Raw genomic sequence first — 19,370 nt, 5'->3', positions numbered from 1 at the left:
GTCGAAAACGAGCCAAACGCGACCCGAAACCCATCACAGGACGCCAAAACCACGGCCAGGCGAACGCGAAAACAACAACATACGGCGTGTCGGTCACCTTAAAAACATGCATTGCGCAATCGCAACAAAACCATGGAAAAGAAAAAAGCCGAACAACGGAAACCGCGCGGTGGTATGTATGGAGGTATGAGCAAGAAAATCGCAGTATTGACGGGCGCGGGCATCTCCACGTCCGCAGGCATCCCCGACTTCCGCGGACCGAACGGCGTGTGGACCAAGCATCCAGAGCAAATGAACGTATACGACATCGACGCGTTCCTGGCCAACAAGGAGGACCGCGAGTATTCGTGGCGCTGGCAGAAAGAATCGCCAGTATGGAATGCGCAGCCGGGCACCGCGCACAAGGCACTCGTCAAACTGGAACAAGCGGGCATGCTGACCTTGCTGGCCACGCAGAATTTTGACGCGCTGCACGAAAAGGCAGGCAATAGCAGCGACATCATCATCAATCTGCACGGCACCATCGGCACCTCGCACTGCATGAAATGCCATGCGAAATACAACACGGCGGACATCATGGCGAATCTCGACAACGAGCCGGATCCGCACTGCCATCGCAAGCTGCCATACAGCGGCAATATGCCATGCAATGGGCTGATCAAAACCGACGTCGTCTACTTTGGCGAAGCGCTGCCGGACGGCGCGATCGAGAAATCGTACCGGCTGGCCACGCAGGCCGACGAATTGTGGGTCATCGGATCCACGCTGGAAGTGATGCCGGCGGCAAGCATTGTGCCGGTCGCCGCGCAGGCGGGCGTGCCGATCACCATCATGAACATGGGTCGCACGCAATACGATCGCCTGGCCACACGGCTGATCCGCGACGACATCGCGGTCGCGCTGCCGCAGTTGGTCGATGAGACGATCGCCGCGGAACAGGGCAAATAACACCGAATGAACAAGCAAGGCTCCTCAACCTGATTGGGTTTGAGGAGCCTTCTTTGATGCGGAAGATATGCGAGAATCCGCGCTTATCCACCGTGGGAAATCAGTAGATGCGCTTGGGCCGGAAACCGGCCGCGCGCATCGCGTCAAGGATGCGGTCGATGTGCTCAGGGCCGTTGGTCTCAACGGTGACGTCCAAGGAAACCGAATCAGTGTAATGGCTGGAAGCCTTGAACTGGTCGTGATCGAGTGCGATGACGTTGGCGCGCTGCTCGGCCAGAATCGTGGCCACCTTGACAAGCTGGCCAGGGGTATCCGGAAGCTCAACCTCGAAGTTCATGATGCGGCCACGGGCAATCATGCCCTTCTGAATCACCGCGCTGATGGAGACCGTATCCTCATTGCCACCGGAAAGAATCGGCACCACCACATGCGGGCCCTGCGCCTCAGCGAACTTGCGAGAACGCAGATTCAGATGCTCAAGCGCAGCCAGAGACACCGCACCAGCGGCCTCAACCACCAGCTTGTGCTTCTCCAGCATGAGCAGAATCATCTCGTTGATGTCACGCTCGGTGACGGTGACCAGGTCATCAAGGAATTCGTTGAGCAGCGCGAACGTGAGATCGCCCGGGCGCTTCACGGCAACGCCTTCGGCCGACGTGCGCACCTGGTCGGCCGGCACCACATGACCGGCGGCCAACGAATTCTTCCAAGCGGGGCTTCCCTCCGGAATGGCGCCGATCACACGCACTTCCGGCTTGAATGTCTTGATGGCGAGCGCCACGCCGGCGCCCAGACCACCACCGCCGAGCGGCACGACCACGTCGGTGACGTTCGGCACATCTTCGAGGATCTCAAGACCAATGGTGCCTTGTCCGCACAGCACCTCGTAATCGTCGAACGGCGGAACATAGATCATGCCTTCGTTGTCGCTCAGCTCCTGCGCGTGAGCGGCCGCTTCGTCGAACACCTCACCACACAGCACCACGTCGGCGCCATAGGCCTTGGTGGCATCCACCTTCAGCGGCGGCGTGATCTGCGGCATGCAGATGGTGGCCTTCGCGCCACGTTCGCGGGCCGCGTATGCCACACCCTGCGCATGGTTGCCTGCGGATGCGGTGACGATGCCGTGCGAGAGCTGTTCGTCGGTCAGCGATGCGATCTTGTTGTATGCGCCACGGATCTTGAACGATCCGGTGACCTGGAGATTTTCCGGCTTGAGCAAAATCTCATGTCCGGTCATCTCGGACAGCACGGGGGACGGAATAATTTCCGTATGGCGTGCGGTGCCCTTCAGTCGTTCGGCGGCCAGTTTCAATTCGGCGGCATGATCACGCCGCAATGCTTTGAGCACCTCGTTTTGTTCCATGGACGTTATTGTAAGCGCACGTCTGCCGAAAATGCCGTGCGATTGCCGAATCGCAATCGAATCCCGGCCGTGCCTCAGAATCGCACGGAAAAAGAAACGTCCGACAGGTTTCGTGATGAACCTGCCGGACGTTCCGCAGAGAGTTATAGGGAAAGATCGATCAGAGCTGAATCACGACTCCCTCCCAGCGAGCAAGCTCGCCGTGAGCGATCGACTTTACGCTATGCATAGCATCATAGGTGCTAAGCAGTACTTGCGATTCGTTTACGCCGTCGGAAAGCAGCTCCGCCACGTCCGAAGGCAGCGCCGCGGACCTGTCGGTGAGGTTGACGGCAACGAGAATCGTATCGTCGCCGTCAACGCGCGTGAAGGCGTACACCTGCTCATCGTCGGCAGCGAGCAGATGCCATTCGCCGGCCGCGATGGTGGCGCTGTTGTGGCGCATGGCAATGAGCTTCTTGTAGAACGTGTACACGGATTCCGGATCGTCGAATTCCTCGGCGGCGTTGATCTCCACGTGGTTCGGATTGACGCTGATCCATGGTTCGACGGGCGCGTCTGGCGCGGTGAAGCCGGCGTATTTGGAGGCGTCCCATTGCATGGGGGTGCGCGCGTTGTCGCGTCCGATGAGGGCGAGCGCGGCCATCATGGATTCGGACGACTGGCACTTGGCTTCCTCCACGCGCTGACGGTAGCCGTTGAGGGCCTCCAGATCGCGGTACTGTTCCAGCTTGGTGAAGTGGGCGTTGGTCATGCCCAGCTCCTCGCCCTCGTAGATGTACGGAGTGCCGCGATGCATGTGCAGCAGCATGCCGAACGCCTTGGCGCTAAGCTCGCGAGAGCCGCGGTCGGAGTCGTTGCCCCAGCGGGAGACGACGCGCGGCTGGTCGTGGTTGCAGAAGAACAGGCTGGCCCAGCCGGCGTTCCTCACGGCCTCCTGCTGCGCGGCGAGGCTCGCGCGCAGATTCTTGACCTCGAACGGGACGGTGTTCCACTTGGAGCCTTCCTGGTCGATGCCAACGTGGTCGAACAGGAACAGCATGTCGAGTTCCTTGTGAGCCGGATCGGTGATGAACTCGTTGCGGTCCGGGGTGACGCCCGGGGCCTCGCCCACGTTGATGTAGCCCTCACGGCCTTCGAACACCTCACGGCGCATTTCGGCGAGGAACTCGTCGAGACGCGGACCGTTGGAGCAGAACGGGAACGGGCTGGAATAGCCTTCCTCGCCGACCGGCAGATCGGCGATTTCGGAACCGTCCTCGCCCGGCAGCCTGCCGTTCTTGTCGACGGTCTTGGAGATCTGGGTGATCACGTCCATGCGGAAGCCGTCGATGCCGCGATCCATCCACCAGTTCATCATCTTGTAGACAGCCTTGCGCACCTCGGGGTTCTCCCAGTTGAGGTCGGGCTGCTTCTTGGAGTACTGGTGGAAGAAGTATTCGCCGCGCTTCGGGTCGTACTCCCATGCGGAGCCGCCGAAGTAGGAGCCCCACTGGTTCGGCTCGGCGCCCGGAGCGCCCGGCTCGTGGCCCGGCTTGGCGGGACGCCACCAATACCAGTCGGCGTGCGGATCGTTCTTGTCACGGGAGGCCTGGAACCAGGCGTGCTCGTCGGAGGTGTGGTTCACGACGAGGTCCATCACGATCTTCAGGCCGCGCTTGTGAGCCTCGGCGAGCAGCTCGTCCATGTCCTCGAGCGTGCCGAACAGCGGGTCGATGTCCTGGTAGTCGGAGATGTCGTAGCCGTTGTCGTCCTGCGGGGACTTGTACACCGGGGAGAGCCACAGCACGTCCACGCCAAGGTCGGCGAGATAGTCGAGACGGCTGGTGATGCCCTTCAGGTCGCCGATGCCGTCGCCGTTGGAATCCTGGAAGGAACGCGGATAGATCTGGTAGACGACCGCGTTGGCCCACCACGGGTTCGGGGTGGCGCCGTTGGAGCGGACGCTGTCGGGGAGGGTGGAACGATTGAAATTCGTCATCGCGATTGAGCTCCTTTGCCTAAGTGGAATGGATGAACTTTGCTATATCCCATGGTACGTAAAGCGTTTTTTCTTTCTTGCCTGCGGCGCGTTTTGCAAAGCAGGAAATGAAAGATATATGCAAGCGGGATGCGCCCTTCGGAATCACATCAATGCATACGAAAAAGCGGGAATCCTCGAAAAAGGGGAAACGAGGATTCCCGCTCGGCGCTGTGAAGTTTTACTTCACAAGCAGACGGCCTACGGCCGCGTTGTTCCTGCCTTCGCTCGCCTATCGGCTCGCTCAGGAGGAGCCTATGAACAGTCCACAGGACTGCTCACTTCACGGCTCCGCGCATCACACCACCAACGACCCACTTTTGGGCGAAGATGTAGACGATGAGGACCGGGGCCATGGCCATCAGGTAGGAGGCGAAAGCCATCGGGTAGTTCGACGTGAACTGGCTCTGGAACACGTACTGCGCCAACGGAATCGTCTGGTTGCTCTGGTCGGTCAGCGTGATCAACGGCAGAAGGAAGTCGTTCCACGCCCACAGCGCGGTCAGAATCGCGATTGTCGCGTTGATCGGTCCCATCAACGGGAAAATAATCGTCCAGAAAATGCGCCAGGTCGAAGCGCCGTCGATGCGCGCCGCCTCTTCCAACGAAATCGGAATCGAACGGATGAAGCCGATCGCGATGAACAGGTTCGTACCGATGCCGAGAATCGTGTACAGCACGATCAGGCCGAGCTGGTTGTCCAGGTGCAGGGTGCCCATTTCCTTGGCGATCGGCAGCATCACCACGGTGAACGGCACGAACATCATCGCAAGGAAGAAGTAGTACAGGAAGCGGAAGAACCGCTTATCCATGTTCCTTGCCACGGCGTACGCGACGAACGTGTTCGTCAGCAGCGTCAGCACCACAGCGCACACGGTGATGATCGCGGAATTGAGCGCGGCCTTCGGATAGTTCACCTTGTTCCACGCGTCCGCGAAATTATGCCATTCCCACGTGGTCGGCAGGCTGAACGTGCCCGCTTCGCCCGGCGTCTTCAGCGCGGTGACGACGGCGAAGTACAGCGGCACGAGCACCGTCAGGCTCAGCACGGCGACGGCCGCCGTCAGCCACCAGTTGATGCTGTGGTCCTTGCGGATCTTCTCCGGCTTCGCTTGCGATTGTCCGCTTTGCGCGGCGGCCGGCTTGGTTGCAACAGTTGCGCTAGTCATGATTTCTTCCCCTTACTCTCAGACCTTTTCCTTGCCGCTGAAGAACTTCAGCTGCACGAATGCGAGGATTGCCAGCACGATGAAGAACGTGACCGCGTTCGCCATCTGGTAGGAGTATTCGCCGTTGCCCAGGCCGTTCTGGAAGATCAGGTAGGAGACGGTTTCGGTCTTGGAATCCGGACCGCCCTTGGTCAATGCCATGATCTGGTCGAACGCGCCGAGCGAGTTCTTGAGGCTCAGCACCATGTTGATGGTGAAGAACGGGCCAATCAGCGGGAACGTGATCTGCCAGAAGTTCTGCCAGGCGTTCACGCCGTCGATGGACGCGGCCTCATAGATTTCGTTGTCGATGGTCTGCAGACCCGCCAAGTACAGCAGCGTGGAGTAGGCCACACCCTGCCAGATGGACAGGAACACGATCGGGAACCATGCCAGATCCGGATTGGAGATCATGGACGTGGACAGCCAATCGATGTGCAGCGCCTGGCCGAGGGCCGGCAGCGGGGTCATGAAGATGTACTTGAACACGTAGCCGATGACCAGCACCGACAGGGTGTACGGAATGAAGAAGATGGCTCGGAAGCCGTTCTTGAAGGCGATTTTGGAGTTCAGCAGCACCGCCAGGAACATGCCGAGGATGTTCGTGCCGAGCGTGATCAGAATCGCGATGAAAATCGTGAACAGATACGCGTGGCCGACGCGTGCGTCCTGGAACATCGCGATGTAGTTCTTGAAGCCGATGAACTTGTAATCGCCGTAACCCTGCGAATTGGTGAACGAGTACATCGCGCCCTGCAGGAACGGCAGGTACAGGAAGATGCACACGAGAATCATCGCGGGAATGGTCATCCAGTAGAACGCCGGATCGACCTTGCGCTTGGAGTATTTCGAAACCTTCTTCGGCTTCTTTGCGGCGGCCTTGTCGGCCTTGGCCGAGATATTGCCAGTCATTGTCGTTCCTCCCCTCACCTGAAGTTCCTGGCTTCGATCTTGTCGTATTCCGACTGCATGCTGTTCAGGAATCGCTTGGTATTGCCCGACTGCACCAGCGTCTGCAGGAAACCGGCGATGTTGATGCTGGCCGGCACGTAATGGTCGCAGAAATCGGTCAGCCTGCCCGCCTTGTAGAAGTCGAGCACGCCGTTCAGCGCGTCATCGCCCACGTACGTGTCCTTGTAAGGGGTGAACGCGGACTGCTGCTTGGAGTAGTCCTTCACGTTCTCCTCGCTCATCAGGAAGTCGACGAATTCGCGCGCCTCGTCGTAATGCTTCGTGTGAGCGCCGATGGTCAGTATCACGTCATCGCCGGCGGTGAGCTGCTGTTCCTTGACGTTATCGGTGGCTGGCATCTGCGCGAACCGCAGGTTGGCGTTCTTGTTGATCAAACGAATCTGTGGAATGGCATACGTGCCGAGCGGAAGAATCGCGGCCTTGCCACTGGCCAGATCCTGGGTGGCCTGCTGGTAGGTGACGGCCGGATTCTTCTGCGTGTAGTTCTGGTAGATTTCGATCAGCTTGCCGCTGACGGGCGTCCACAAGTCGGAGAATTTCTTGCTTCCGTCCTTGAGATACGCGTATTCCGATTCCGGCACCAGCGTGGAATTCAGCGATGCGAGCGGCGCCTGCAACGTCCACGGATCGGCGGTGCTCGCCTCGATCGGCGTGACGCCCTTGGCCTTGAGTCGCTGGAGCAGCGCGATGAATTCGCTCCACGTCTGCGGCGGATTGTCCGGATCCTCGCCGGCCTGCTTCCACACATCGGCGTTGATGATGTAGCCGCTCGCGTTGCCCGCGTATGGGATGCCGTACAGGCGCTTCTTGGACTGGTCGGTGGTCTGCACGAGGCTCTTCGCGATGTTCACCATGCCCGGGTTGAGCTCGTCCGCGATCTTGTCGTCGGTGAAATCGTGGAACACACCGGCCTCGGCAAGCATGCCGTAGTTGATATCGCCATTGATGGTGATGACATCCGGTTCACGATTCTTCACCAGACGCGTGCGCAGATCGGTGGTGGCGTCGGATGAGTTGTTGACGTTGATTGTGATATTGGGATGGGTTTTCTCGAATTCGCGTGCCTTGGCGGTGAACCAATCTGCCGCCTCGGCCTTGAACTGGAAGAAATCCAAAGTTACGGTTCCTGCGGTGCTGGTGCCGCAGCCCGCGAGACCGGCCGTGAGCGCGATGGCGCATGCGGCCGTGAGCACACGGTGCGCAATCCTTTCAAACTTGCCTACACTGGTCGTGGAATCAGGTTTCATTCTCGACTCCTTGCTACTTCCTTGTCCGCGACGAACCGTGGCTTCCTTACCATGTTCGTCGTGACTCCGATAGTAGAAAAGGACGGTTTTCATTCCCACTTCCTGCGTGCCCCGTGTTGATGGAAAAGAAAAAAGCCGAGTTTTGTTATTCTGGAAAAGTAATTCTGAGAGCATGACGCTGAGCAAAGGGAACGACGTATGACAACGGTGACAGAATCTCCAATTCCACAATGGTTCGAAGGCTCGGAATACACCCACAAAATAGCGGCAAGCATTATGAAATACGGACCGATCTCACGGATCACGCTGGCGCAGATTCTTGGGCTTTCACAGGGCGCGGTATCGCGCATCACCAGTGATCTCATCTACGCCGGCGTCATCGAGGAGACGCCGATGGCACCAGGGCAAACCGGCAAACTGCCCGAGGGCTTTGTGCAGAAGGAGAATTCGGAGCGCCGCGGCCGGCCTCAGACCGGACTGCGCATCATCAAGGACGCCCGCACGTTCATCGGCATGAAAATCAACGCGACGCACATCTCCGCGGTCGCCGTGAACGCCATCGGGCAGATCGTGACCGGATGCCACGATCTGCCGCTCGAGGAAACATCGCCGGACAATGTGATCGCCGTCGTCAAGCAATTGACGACCGACTGTTCCGACGAGGCGGTGATGGCGGGATTGCCTCGCCCATGCGCCGTGGGCATTTCGCTTGGCGGGCACATCATCGACGATGCGTCGGTCACCTTCGCACCGTTCCTGCACTGGTCGCGGCCGGTGGAGTTTTCGAAGATGGTGCACGCAGCGACCGGATTGCCGGCCGGCATCTACAACGATATCGATTCCCTGCTGGTGGACGCCTGTTGGTTCGGCTCAGGCGTCGGCCTGAACAGTTTCGCGGTGCTCACCTTCGGCGCGGGCGTCGGCTATTCATTATCGGTGAATGGCGATTTGGCGAGCTGCCCGGACAAAAGCTACGGCTTGGTCGGGCACATTCTGGTCGACCCTGATGGGCCGCGCTGCATCTCCGGACACAAAGGCTGCGCGCAATGCCTGTCCGACAATTCAATCGCGACCGAATACTCGAATATGATCGGGCATCCCGTAACGTTCGAAGAATTCGCAGCCGATGCGCGCGCCAGCAAGACGCAAGCCACGAATCTGGTGAACCGCACCTGCTTCAGACTGGGCACCATGATCGCGGCCATCGCCAATCTCGCCATGCCGGACAAAATCATGATCGCCGGCGAATCGTCGTTCATCGCGAAACTCGGCGTAGATGATCTGCGCAATGGCATCACCATGTATCGGCATAGCCAGGCGGCGCCGGTCGATTTTGAAATCGCCGAGCACGACTGGGCGTTGTGGGCCAAGGCCGCCGCGGCACAGGCCATCCGGCAGTATGTGGGATGAATACGCAGACCGATACAGCCGATACATAGGCTGATTACACGATTTGCCGGCGCTGAAGGGGGTCAGTGCCGGCAAATCAAAAATAAATCGGAAGCGAATCAGAAAGTAAACCAGTTACTTCAGACGCGCACCACCTTGAAAAGGACGGCCTGTGCGGGCTGAGCCGTCAAACGGAGGGTCCAGCGGAGCCTCCGTAGGCGAAGTGAGCAGCCTGCTGCGAAGGCATCACGCACGGACGGCCTTGAAAAGGACGGCCTGTGCGGGATGCAACGCCGGCGTACGGATGCCGTAGGTGGCGAGCGCGCGGCCGGTCATCTTCACACCGTCGGCGGTCCACCAGCCGAGCGGGCTCTGGCCGTTGCCGATGTCCTGCTTGGCCAGGTCGAGGCTCACGTCGAGCGGGGACACCTCGTATACGGCGTCCGGATCGAGGCCGGGCAGCTTCACGGGAGCGGCCGGGTAGGTCTGCGAGGTGGTCAGCTGGGTGAAACGGTAGATCGCGGCGGCCTTGTTCGGCATCACGCAACCGTCCACACGCACGGCGGGGTCGGCCGCGTCGGAATGCACGACGGTGTCGACGGCGAACCATTCGCGGTGCTTCTTGAATTCGGCGGTCCATTCGGCGAGCTTGTCGATGTCCTCCTGCGGTTCCTTGAGCAGGTTCCATTCGATGCCCATGTGGCCGAAGAAGGCCATGGCCATGCGCATTTCCTGCGATGTGGCGCGGTGCGTGGAATGCGCCGGGGAGGCGCCCACGTGCTCGCCGATCATCTCCGGCGGCACCAGCAGCGACGTGTAGCGCTGGATGTCGGCACGCTCCACCGGGTCGACGCAATCGGACGCCCACACGCGGTCGGCGATCGAAAGAATGCCCAAATCGATACGGCCGCCGCCGGAGGAGCAGCTTTCGATTTCCAGACCGGGGTGCGCGGCTTTCAGATCGGTGAAGATGCGGTACACGGCGAGCGTCTGTGCGTGCGCAGCCGGACGGCCGGTCAGCGGTGAGACCTCTTCGGTGACGAGCTTGTTGTGATCCCATTTGATGTAGTCGATGCCGAGTTCGCCGACGAGCTTGTCCATGGCGCCGTAGATGTACGCGTACGCGTCAGGATTGGTGAGATCGACGACCTGCTGAGTGCGTCCCTGCATCGGCAGGCGGCCCGCGGTGGGCTTCAGGACCCAGTCCGGATGGTTGCGGAACAGGTCGGAATCGGGGTTGACCATTTCCGGCTCGAACCACAGGCCGAATTCGAGGCCCTTGCCGTGCACGTAGTCGGCGAGCGCCTTCAGGGACTTGTCCCCATCGGGCCAGACGTCCTGGGAGATCTGCCAGTCGCCCAAACCGGCGGTGTCGTCACGGCGTGCGCCGAACCAGCCGTCATCCACGACGAAGCGTTCCACGCCGCTTTCCACGGCCTTGTCTGCGAGCGCGGTCAGGGTGTCGTAATCGTGGTTGAAGTAGACGGCCTCCCACGTGTTGAGGATGACCGGGCGCGGCTTGGGCGCGATGCCGTGGTCCACGAGCCAGTCGCGGTGCACACGGCGGATGTAGCCATGGAAGCGGGAGGCGACCTCGTTGAGTCCCTCGCCGTAGGAACCGACGAGCCATGGCGTGGTGTAGCTTTCACCGTGTTCCAGACCGACTTCGCCGCCGAAGAGCACTTCGCCGCCACCGATCACGCCAGTGGTGTAGGGCAGGCGTTCCGCGGACAGAACGCTGTTGCCGCTCCAAGCCACGTGCGCGGAGTAGACGTTGCCGTGGGTGAAGCCGAAGCCCCGCTCGCCAACGCTGAGCAGCAGGGTGGCGTCGAAGTCCGGACGGCCGACCATGGAGGATTTGGCGAAGCGTCCGATGGTGAAATCCTGGCGCTGCGGGGAACGCTCACGCAGATGGTGACCGGTGGTGGTGAGGATCTCGCTGGCGTCGGCGGGCACGCTGAATGCAAGTTCGATCTTGCCGATCTCGAGTCGCCCCTCGCCGGTGTTCGTCACCTCCGCATGCTGGCGGATGAGGCCGGTTTCATCGAGCTCACAGGTCCACGTAAGTTTCACGCATTGTTCCACGTCCTCGGCAGTGACGGTGACGGTAGGCGTCTGCTTGGGCTCGGAGGCCACGCTCCAGCTGGGGTAGCCGTCTTTTTCGGCCATGGTGTAGGTTTTGCCGGCGGCCACGGTTTCGGCTTTGATGTCGGTGACCTGGAACTTGCAGAACAGTTCCACGCCGTCACGGCGCACGTCGAAACGGTCGGAGCCGGACCATGCTTCGGATTGCGTCGGCAGCACGCTCGGCCATGCGGTGTAGTCGAGGGCTCCGGAAACGCGTTGCGGAGCGAGCGCGTCGAATGTGTTGATCACGGTTTCCGGTGCGGTGAGCGGGCGGCCCCAATGCACGAATCTTGGCAAATCGCTGCCTGGGAACACCAGAGCGAAGGCCGCGGCGGCGGCCGGCTGCTCGGCGTACACGGCAGTGAGGGGGGTGCCGTTTGAAGCGGTGCCATGGAAGGTCTGAATGAGCGTCATTGCAGCATCCTTTTCTTGCGATTCTTTGGTTGGTACGACGCTTCGATGGTACTGCACGCCATTTTTCTTCCCCTCGCCCTGCGTGTTTGTTGCTTTTGGAAAGTAATTAGCGTCGGTGTGCGAAGAAATCGGTCATCAATCGCCCGCATTCCGTTTCGCGCACACCGCCGACCACTTCCGGCACAAGACCGACGTGCGGATCGCGGGGAATGTCCCATACCGAGCCGCATGCGCCCAACTTGGCGTCCCACGCGCCGAACACGATACGTCCGATATGCGTCTGCAGGCAGGCGCCGGCGCACATGGGGCACGGCTCCAACGTGACGACAAGCGTGCAATCGGCGAGATTCCAAGTGCCAAGCGAGGCGGCAGCCTCAGTCATCGCCTTGACTTCGGCGTGGGCAAGCGGATCGGCATGCGTCTCACGCAGGTTCCGGCCGCGGCCAATCACCCGGCCATCGGCGTCAAGCACGACGGCGCCGACCGGCACCTCGCCATCCGCGGCGGCTTCGCGGGCCAGCGCGATCGCCGGTTCCATATCATCGTCCCATCGCATACGCCACAGTGTAGCGGCGGCCATGCGACCGGGCCGGACGCCTGGCCTGCGCATCCACCCCGCACCCACGTCCAACGCGGCAAACACGAGTCACGCCCATGGCGAAACACGCCCATAACCGTCTCTTGGTAGGCTGAAAAGGTTGGAAATACGCGCAAAGGAGGCACGTTGGCAGTATTCGAGTTGATTCTATGCATCATCGCTGCCGTCGTGCTGTCCTCGTTCCTGAGCCGTTTCATACCCAAGGTCTCCACGCCGCTTGTGCAGATCGCGCTGGGGGCATTGGCCTCGCAGCTGCCATTCTTTCCGGATGTGACGCTCGATCCGGAATTGTTCATGGTGCTGTTCATCGCGCCGCTGCTGTATTTGGAGGCGCATGAGATCGACAAGGCCGAACTGCTGAAATCCGTCAAGCTGTCATTGTCGCTGGCGATCGGTCTGGCGATTGCGACCATGGTGGTGGTCGGTTTCGCATTGCACGCCGTCTGGCCTGCGATTCCGCTCGCCGCGGCGCTTGCGCTCGGCGCCGCGCTCGGACCGACCGATGCGGTCGCGGTGTCGTCGCTTGGCAAGGAGGCGGCGCTGACCGAACGTCAGACGAGCGTCTTGAAAGGCGAATCGCTATTCAATGACGCTTCCGGCATCGTCGGCTTCCAGTTCGCCATCGCGGCGGCGGTCAGCGGCGTGTTCGAAGTGGGCGAGTCGGCCGCGCAATTCGTGATCTCGTTCTTCGGCGGCGCGATCTTCGGCCTTGCGGTGGGCACCATGGCCGACCTGTTGTTCGAATCATTGCGTTCCCTCGGCTGGGAGACGACCACCAGCCGCATCCTCATGGAGCTGTTCCTGCCGTTCATTCTGTATCTGGGCGCGGAGGCGGCGCACGTCTCCGGCATTCTGTCGGTGGTGGCCGCCGGCCTGATCATCCGTTTCGACCGCACCGGCATCGGACCGAATGTGGCACGCACGAACATCGTGTCGTCAAGCGTGTGGGGCGTGCTGTCGTTCTCGCTCAACGGCACGGTGTTCATTCTGCTTGGCATGCTGTTGCCGCGAGCGATGTCGACAAGCTGGGATGATCCGCATGTCAGCAACCGGCTGCTGCTGGCCGCGATCCTCGTGGTCGCCGCAGTGGTGATCGTCATGCGATTCCTGTGGATCTCGCTGATGCTGCGGCTCGCGCGCGACACCGCCACCGGCATGCGGCGCAAGATGACGGCGAGCCGCTGGAGATCCGCCGCGGTCATGACGTTCGGCGGGCCGAAAGGCACCATCACGCTGTCGCTGATGTTCACGATTCCGTACACGCTGGCGGCCGGCGCGGCTTTCCCGATGCGCGACGAACTGATCTTCATAGCCGGCGGTGTGATTGTGGTAACGCTGCTGCTGGCGAATTTCCTGCTGCCGCTGCTTGCGCCGAATCGCGACAAGGACACGTCGACGGAAATGACGGAGATCACCATCGAAGTGCTGCGGCGGACGGTCGAAGAGCTGTCGGGCCGTGTCACGCCGGACAACCGTCGGGCGGTGCTTATGGTCATCGATTCGTATACGAAACGCATCACGCGGTTGAAACAACGCACCGGCGAAATCGATCCGCAGGGGTATATGCAGCTGCAGATCGACGCGCTCAACTGGGAGAAGGAGTACGTCAAGAACCGTCTGGCTGGCGTGCGCGCGGCGATCAAGGCGAATCCCGCCGAGAACCGCGCCGCGAACGATCTGGAGGCCGAGGCCTGCGAGCGCTTGCTCGACCAGATCATGAGCTCGCTGCGCCACATCGAGACCGCGCACAATTCAGGCCGTATGATCTGGCGCGTCAAAGGCCGGTACAAGGCGCTGCAGCGGCGCATGGGCACGTTGGCGAAACGCGTGAACAGCCGCATCCGGCGCACGACCCCGCTGTTCAGCGACGACGAACTGTTCGCGCATACGCGCGTGGTCCAAGTGGATGCGATCGAACATGTGATCGACCGGCTGTATGAGGAAATGGGCCGCGGCACATACAACACCGAGCACTGCTCCGGTTTGCTGCTCGATTACCGACGCAGCGAATCCGCGTTGCGGGCGCGGCCGAACATGGGTCTCAGCGCCGAAGCGCAGGAGCAGGCCGAAGAGGTCAAGCGCGAAAGCTACGGCATCGAGTTGGGCGTGATTCAGGACATGTATGAGGCCGGCGACGTCACGCGCGCGCAAAGCAAGCAGCTGCGACGCAACGTATATGTGATGAGCGTGGACGCCGACGCGCAGCTCTGACGGGGGCTTACCTGGACATATGCCGCTGGATTCTCAGGAAGTTTTCAGAAAACACCAGACATGTGCCCAGCATCGAATGGTTATATATGAGCTGTCAGCACAACGAGCCGACCAGGAACACAAGAGTTCCCGACAATTGAACCCTTTCTTCTTCTCTCTCCTTTCTCTCCCCGGTGGTCAATCCCACCGGGGTCTTCTTTTTTCACGGCCACCTTTTCAAGCCACGGGCGCACGCTATATTGGGAAGGTATGAGCGACGCAATCGAACACGAAATTCCGCAGACCGCAGGCAACAGCAACGAGATGGAGCTGGTCGGACGCGAATCGGATGTGGTGCCGGGCCGCTTCGGCGAACCGCTGCAGGTGACGCACGTCCAGTATTCGCGCGGCGGCGGCAACGCGGCGCCGAAACGGCCGCTGTTCCTATGCCTGCACGGCTGGGGATCGAACGAGGCCGACCTTGCCGACATGATGCGATACATCGCACCATACAACGATTACGTTTCGCTGCGCGCGCCGTTGACGCTGCAGGCGGCCGGCACGTTCGCTCCGGGCGCGTACTCCTGGTTCCATGATTGCGTGCCGTCCGGCGAAGACCTCGACCGTGACGCGTTCGCCGCGGCCATGGCGATCGACGATTGGGTGTCGCAGAACGTTCCCGAAGACCGTGCCGTCGTGCCGATCGGCTTTTCCCAAGGTGGTCTGCTGGCGATCCATCTGCTGCGCGTGCATCCGGAACGCTACCGTGCGTCGATTTCACTGTCCGGATTCCTTGCGCCGGGGCTCGTCCGCGGCACAGCGCCCGCCGACGACCGTATCGCGCCACTTAACATTCCCACGTTCTTCGGTTACGGCAATAGCGATACGGTGATCGCCAAGCCGGAGCTTTTCGCCATGAGCGCCTGGCTGGACGAGCACACGTTCCTCACCGCGAAAAGCTACCGTGGACTCGACCATTCCGTCAGCCTCGACGAGTTCAGCGACCTGCGCGGCTGGCTCGCCGTACATGACATCGCGCCGGGGATTCTGTGAATCCCGCGCGGGGTAGCGGTCAAATCAGTCGGTGATATCGGCCTTGTAGAAGTTCACGTAGGAGCGGCTCGGGGTCGGGCCACGCTGGCCCTGGTAGTGCGAGCCGGTGCCGGCGGAACCGTACGGATGCTCGGCGGGCGAGCTCAGCTGGAAGAAGCACATCTGGCCGATCTTCATGCCCGGCCACAGCTTCACCGGCAACGTCGACACGTTGGACAGCTCCAGCGTGATATGGCCTTCGAAGCCCGGGTCGATGAAGCCCGCGGTGGAGTGGGTGAGGATGCCGAGGCGACCGAGCGAGCTTTTGCCTTCAAGACGCGCGGCGATCGTCGCATCAAGCTTCACATACTCCCATGTGGAGCCGAGCGCGAACTCGCCCGGATGCAGGATCCACGGCTCGTCCGACTTGACTTCGAACTGTTCGGTCAGCTCGCCCTGGTTTTCGGCGGGATCCACGTACGTGTACGCATGGTTGTTGAACAGGCGGAAGAAACGGTCCAATCGCACGTCGATCGACGCCGGCTGCACCATTTCCGGGGTCCACGGATCGAGTGAGATGTGACCGTCGGCCTGTGCGGCGAGAATGTCGCGATCGGACAGCAGCATCGAAATTCCTCCAAACATCGCCAAAAACAATCGTCATGACGGCGGGCGCGCGACAATCCGACGCACGCCCGCCAACCGTTGTCCAGTCTAACGCGGCGACGCTATAAGCGAATCTACCGCCGATGCATCGCGCGAAGCACGAATTTACGCAGTTCGGACGCGACGAGCACGATCAGCGCCAAGCCGAGGCATTCGGCCCACGCGCCCGCGGACAGGGGCACGGTGCCGAACGCGGTGTTGAGGAACGGCACGTAGATCACCGCGAGCTGCAGCAGCGCGGACAGTGCGATCGCACCCCACAGCCACTTGTTGGCGAACAGTCCCACGAACACCGACTGGTCATGCGAACGCGAGCACAACGCGTTGATCATCTGCGCGAACACCAGGATGGTGAAGCCCATCGTGCGCGCCTCCGTCATCTGCGCGTCATGCCCGATGGCATCCACGGAACGGTCGGTGAACAGGCCTCCGGCGAGGTGCATGTCCATGCCGATCAGCGTGACGGCGGCCATGACGATGCCGATGAAGATGATGTCACCCCACATCTGCCCGTCGATCACGCGGTCGGTAAGTTTGCGCGGCTTGCGGGCCATCACGTCGTCGGTGGACGGGTCGACGCCCATGGCGAGCGCGGGCGCCGCGTCGGTGAGCAGGTTGATCCACAGCAGCTGCGTGGCGAGCAGCGGCACGGTCACGCCTTGGCTGCCCGGCTGCGTGATGCCGAGGAATCCTGCCAGCATCACGCCGCCGAAGACCGTGAAGACCTCACCCACGTTGGAGCTGAGCAGGTACCGCAGGAATTTACGGATGTTGTCGAAAATGCCACGGCCTTCGCGCACGGCTTCGACGATGGTGCCGAAGTTGTCGTCGGCGAGGATCATCTTGGCGCTCTGCTTGGTCACTTCGGTGCCGGTGATGCCCATGGCCACGCCGATATCCGCGGTTTTGACGGCGGGCGCGTCGTTCACGCCGTCGCCTGTCATGGCCACGATGTTGCTTTGCCGCTGCAACGATTCGACGATGCGCAGTTTGTGCTCCGGCGCGACGCGTGCGTATACGGAGATTTCGCTGGTCGCCTTGTCGAGCGCGGCGTCGTCCGACAGTTCGTCGAGTTGGCTACCGGTGAGCACCTTATGGGACAGGTCGGCGCGCGCATCTTTTGCGACATCGGGGGTGTCGATGATACCCAGATCGCTGGCGATGCGCGCGGCGGTCAGCGGATGGTCGCCGGTGATCATGACGGTGCGGATGCCGGCGCGATGGGCTTCGGCGACGGCGTCACGCACTTCGGTGCGCGGCGGATCGATGATGCCGACCATGCCGACCCAGATCAGGTCGTTTTCCAGCACATCGCTCTGTTCCGCGATGTCGACCACATGTCCGGCGGCGTTGAGTGTTACTCCCGGCACATCGGCAAGGGACGCGGTGCCGAGCGGACGGTACGCCTGGCCAAGCGTGCGGTACGCTTCGGAGGACAGTCGTTCGACGGTGGCCAGAATCTGCTGTCGATCGCCCTGCGTCATCGGACGCACGGCGCCGTTTACGGCGATTCTGCCGCAGTAACCGAGCAGCACGTCCGGCGCGCCTTTCGCGAAGACGGTGAGCCGGCCCGCGTCGGCATTGTCCCGCGCGACGACGGACATGCGCTTGCGATCGGAAGTGAACGGAATCTCGCCGACGCGCGTGTAGTTGGCGAATTTGCGGTCGGCCTTCACCTTGCGTGCGGCGACGATAAGCGACACCTCAGTCGGATCGCCCACGGCCTCCCATAACGTATTGGCAGAGGAAGCGGAATCCGCGCCGTTCCGCACGGTTTCGACGGCGGTCTCGCGAAGCTCGCCGTCGTTTGCGATCGCGCCCACGGCCAGCGTGGCGACGGCCTCGGCCTGCGCCGCTTCGGCGGCTCCCGTAATTCCCGCGGCTTCCGCCGCGTCAATCGCAATCATCCTGCCTTCCGGCGCATAGCCGGTGCCGGTCAGCTGCACTTCGCCGCTCGGCGTTACCACGCGTTCCACCGTCATCTCGTTGCGGGTGAGCGTGCCGGTCTTATCGGAGCAGATCACCGACGCGGAGCCAAGCGTCTCCACGGAATGCAGCTTCTTGACGATCGCGTGGTGCTCGGCCATGCGCCGCACACCGAGCGCAAGCACCACCGTCAGAATCGTGGCAAGGCCTTCCGGCACGGCAGCGACGGCCAACGAAACGGCCAGCAGCAGCGAGTCGATTACATCATGCACGTCGTTGAAACTTTCGGTTAACGCGAGCGCCACGAGCACCACAACCGCGATGATGCACACCGCAATGCCGAGGATTTTGGAGACGTAGTTCATCTCCTTCTGCAGCGGGCTATCGTCATCATCCGTGGCCTGCAGCAGATCCGCGATTTTGCCGACCTGCGTGCGCATTCCGGTGCTGGTGACGATGGCACGGCCGGTGCCTTGCGTCACGGATGTGCCGTTGAACACCATGTTGGCGCGATCGCCGAGGGCTTTGGCCTCGGCAAGCGTATCGACGTTCTTGCCGACTGGCACACTTTCGCCGGTAAGGCTCGCTTCGGCGACGCGCAAACTTGCGGCGGCGACCAGCCGGCCGTCGGCAGGCACGGAATCGCCTTCGCCGAGCACAATCACATCTCCCGGCACCACGTTCACGGTGTTGATGCGGGTGACGGCACCATCGCGCAACACGTTGGTCTGCGGCGCGGTCATCTGCGATAGCGCCTCCACTGCCGCTTCCGCTTTCGATTCCTGGATGTAGCCGAGCACCGCATTGACGATGAGGATCAGCACGATGACGATGGCGTCGAACGGCAGCGCCTCGCCGCCTTCCGCACCAGGCGTGGCGTTGGCGCGCTCGATGAACCATGCGACAAGCGAGATGCCGGTGGCGGCGAGCAGCAGGTAAACGAGGGGGTCCCTGAACTGTGCCAGGAACTTCTTCCATTTCGGCACGGCAGGTGCGGACGCGAGCTCGTTCGGACCGTACTGTCCGAGTCTGCGTTGCGCCTCTGACTGGCTCAGGCCTGTGTCCGGGTCGACGCCGAGGGATGCGGCCACCGCCTGCGCGTCGGCGAGCGACGGATCAAGTTGGGGTGGCTGCGGGCCGTGTTGCGCCCTCATGTCATCGCCGACAGCGGAATTTTCGTCGGAACCGGCATGGGGCTGTATGGATTGATCTTCCTTGCGACCAACCATGGTGATCTCCTTGGGATCGCCGCGGAGTAGTCAGCTCT

At 61.5% G+C, this 19,370-nt stretch carries 13 protein-coding genes; 4 read left to right on the top strand and 9 right to left on the bottom strand.

From position 1 onward, the window contains the following. Nucleotides 1-186: 186 nt before the first annotated feature. Entirely contained in the window at nucleotides 187-948 is a 762-nt protein-coding gene (locus tag OU26_RS07275) for a Sir2 family NAD-dependent protein deacetylase (RefSeq protein ID WP_026646757.1), read from the top strand. Nucleotides 949-1,048: 100 nt separating this feature from the next. On the opposite strand, the gene ilvA is transcribed toward OU26_RS07275, so the two are convergent. The 5 genes from ilvA to OU26_RS07250 all read right to left on the bottom strand — a co-directional run bounded on the left by ilvA (nucleotide 1,049) and on the right by OU26_RS07250 (nucleotide 7,761). Beyond that, nucleotides 1,049-2,314 (bottom strand): threonine ammonia-lyase, encoded by a 1,266-nt coding sequence (gene ilvA / locus OU26_RS07270; RefSeq protein WP_026646758.1) that lies wholly within the window; start codon nucleotides 2,312-2,314, stop codon nucleotides 1,049-1,051. A gap of 160 nt (nucleotides 2,315-2,474) precedes the next feature. After that, nucleotides 2,475-4,295 (bottom strand): glycoside hydrolase family 13 protein, encoded by a 1,821-nt coding sequence (locus OU26_RS07265; RefSeq protein ID WP_026646759.1) that lies wholly within the window; start codon nucleotides 4,293-4,295, stop codon nucleotides 2,475-2,477. 317 nt (nucleotides 4,296-4,612) lie between these two features. Further along, nucleotides 4,613-5,503 carry a carbohydrate ABC transporter permease gene (locus OU26_RS07260; RefSeq protein WP_026646760.1) on the bottom strand — a complete coding sequence of 297 codons (891 nt, stop codon included), beginning with the start codon at nucleotides 5,501-5,503 and terminating at the stop codon, nucleotides 4,613-4,615. Nucleotides 5,504-5,521: 18 nt separating this feature from the next. After that, nucleotides 5,522-6,454: a carbohydrate ABC transporter permease gene (locus OU26_RS07255; protein ID WP_026646761.1), complete on the bottom strand. Its 933-nt coding sequence runs from the start codon at nucleotides 6,452-6,454 to the stop codon at nucleotides 5,522-5,524. Nucleotides 6,455-6,468: 14 nt separating this feature from the next. After that, complete coding sequence (locus tag OU26_RS07250) at nucleotides 6,469-7,761, bottom strand: ABC transporter substrate-binding protein (protein WP_026646762.1); 1,293 nt, start codon at nucleotides 7,759-7,761, stop codon at nucleotides 6,469-6,471. A 198-nt stretch (nucleotides 7,762-7,959) separates the two neighbouring features. Between OU26_RS07250 and OU26_RS07245 the strand changes: the two genes are divergently transcribed. Beyond that, nucleotides 7,960-9,171, top strand: a complete 1,212-nt coding sequence (locus OU26_RS07245; protein ID WP_026646763.1) for an ROK family transcriptional regulator — start codon at nucleotides 7,960-7,962, stop codon at nucleotides 9,169-9,171. A 225-nt stretch (nucleotides 9,172-9,396) separates the two neighbouring features. Here the strand turns inward: OU26_RS07245 and OU26_RS07240 are convergent, their stop codons facing one another. Further along, nucleotides 9,397-11,691, bottom strand: a complete 2,295-nt coding sequence (locus OU26_RS07240) for an alpha-galactosidase (RefSeq protein WP_026646764.1) — start codon at nucleotides 11,689-11,691, stop codon at nucleotides 9,397-9,399. Nucleotides 11,692-11,797: 106 nt separating this feature from the next. Beyond that, nucleotides 11,798-12,247, bottom strand: coding sequence for a nucleoside deaminase (locus OU26_RS07235; protein ID WP_026646765.1), 450 nt, complete (start codon nucleotides 12,245-12,247; stop codon nucleotides 11,798-11,800). Nucleotides 12,248-12,415: 168 nt separating this feature from the next. On the opposite strand from OU26_RS07235, the gene OU26_RS07230 reads away from it, so the two are divergent. Next, nucleotides 12,416-14,500, top strand: a complete 2,085-nt coding sequence (locus OU26_RS07230) for a cation:proton antiporter (RefSeq protein ID WP_026646766.1) — start codon at nucleotides 12,416-12,418, stop codon at nucleotides 14,498-14,500. A gap of 249 nt (nucleotides 14,501-14,749) precedes the next feature. Continuing rightward, nucleotides 14,750-15,532 (top strand): alpha/beta hydrolase, encoded by a 783-nt coding sequence (locus tag OU26_RS07225; protein ID WP_026646767.1) that lies wholly within the window; start codon nucleotides 14,750-14,752, stop codon nucleotides 15,530-15,532. A gap of 24 nt (nucleotides 15,533-15,556) precedes the next feature. On the opposite strand, the gene dcd is transcribed toward OU26_RS07225, so the two are convergent. Next, on the bottom strand, nucleotides 15,557-16,138 hold the full coding sequence (gene dcd, locus OU26_RS07220) for a dCTP deaminase (RefSeq protein ID WP_021913106.1): 582 nt from the start codon (nucleotides 16,136-16,138) through the stop codon (nucleotides 15,557-15,559). A 113-nt stretch (nucleotides 16,139-16,251) separates the two neighbouring features. Beyond that, entirely contained in the window at nucleotides 16,252-19,257 is a 3,006-nt protein-coding gene (locus tag OU26_RS07215; protein ID WP_237743833.1) for a cation-translocating P-type ATPase, read from the bottom strand. Nucleotides 19,258-19,370 lie beyond the last annotated feature (113 nt).

It is taken from the genome of Bifidobacterium ruminantium DSM 6489 (assembly GCF_000770925.1).
Classification (GTDB): domain Bacteria; phylum Actinomycetota; class Actinomycetes; order Actinomycetales; family Bifidobacteriaceae; genus Bifidobacterium; species Bifidobacterium ruminantium.
Note: the sequence above shows the minus strand (reverse complement) of the source record. Positions and strands in the feature narration are given on the sequence as shown.

Bases quoted from the DNA above. Each gene is read 5' to 3' on its own strand.
- OU26_RS07275 (WP_026646757.1), top strand. From the start codon at position 187: ATGAGCAAGAAAATCGCAGTATTGACGGGCGCGGGCATCTCCACGTCC.
- ilvA (WP_026646758.1), bottom strand. From the start codon at position 2,314: ATGGAACAAAACGAGGTGCTCAAAGCATTGCGGCGTGATCATGCCGCC.
- OU26_RS07265 (WP_026646759.1), bottom strand. From the start codon at position 4,295: ATGACGAATTTCAATCGTTCCACCCTCCCCGACAGCGTCCGCTCCAAC.
- OU26_RS07260 (WP_026646760.1), bottom strand. From the start codon at position 5,503: ATGACTAGCGCAACTGTTGCAACCAAGCCGGCCGCCGCGCAAAGCGGA.
- OU26_RS07255 (WP_026646761.1), bottom strand. From the start codon at position 6,454: ATGACTGGCAATATCTCGGCCAAGGCCGACAAGGCCGCCGCAAAGAAG.
- OU26_RS07250 (WP_026646762.1), bottom strand. From the start codon at position 7,761: ATGAAACCTGATTCCACGACCAGTGTAGGCAAGTTTGAAAGGATTGCG.
- OU26_RS07245 (WP_026646763.1), top strand. From the start codon at position 7,960: ATGACAACGGTGACAGAATCTCCAATTCCACAATGGTTCGAAGGCTCG.
- OU26_RS07240 (WP_026646764.1), bottom strand. From the start codon at position 11,691: ATGACGCTCATTCAGACCTTCCATGGCACCGCTTCAAACGGCACCCCC.
- OU26_RS07235 (WP_026646765.1), bottom strand. From the start codon at position 12,247: ATGCGATGGGACGATGATATGGAACCGGCGATCGCGCTGGCCCGCGAA.
- OU26_RS07225 (WP_026646767.1), top strand. From the start codon at position 14,750: ATGAGCGACGCAATCGAACACGAAATTCCGCAGACCGCAGGCAACAGC.
- dcd (WP_021913106.1), bottom strand. From the start codon at position 16,138: ATGCTGCTGTCCGATCGCGACATTCTCGCCGCACAGGCCGACGGTCAC.
- OU26_RS07215 (WP_237743833.1), bottom strand. From the start codon at position 19,257: ATGAGGGCGCAACACGGCCCGCAGCCACCCCAACTTGATCCGTCGCTC.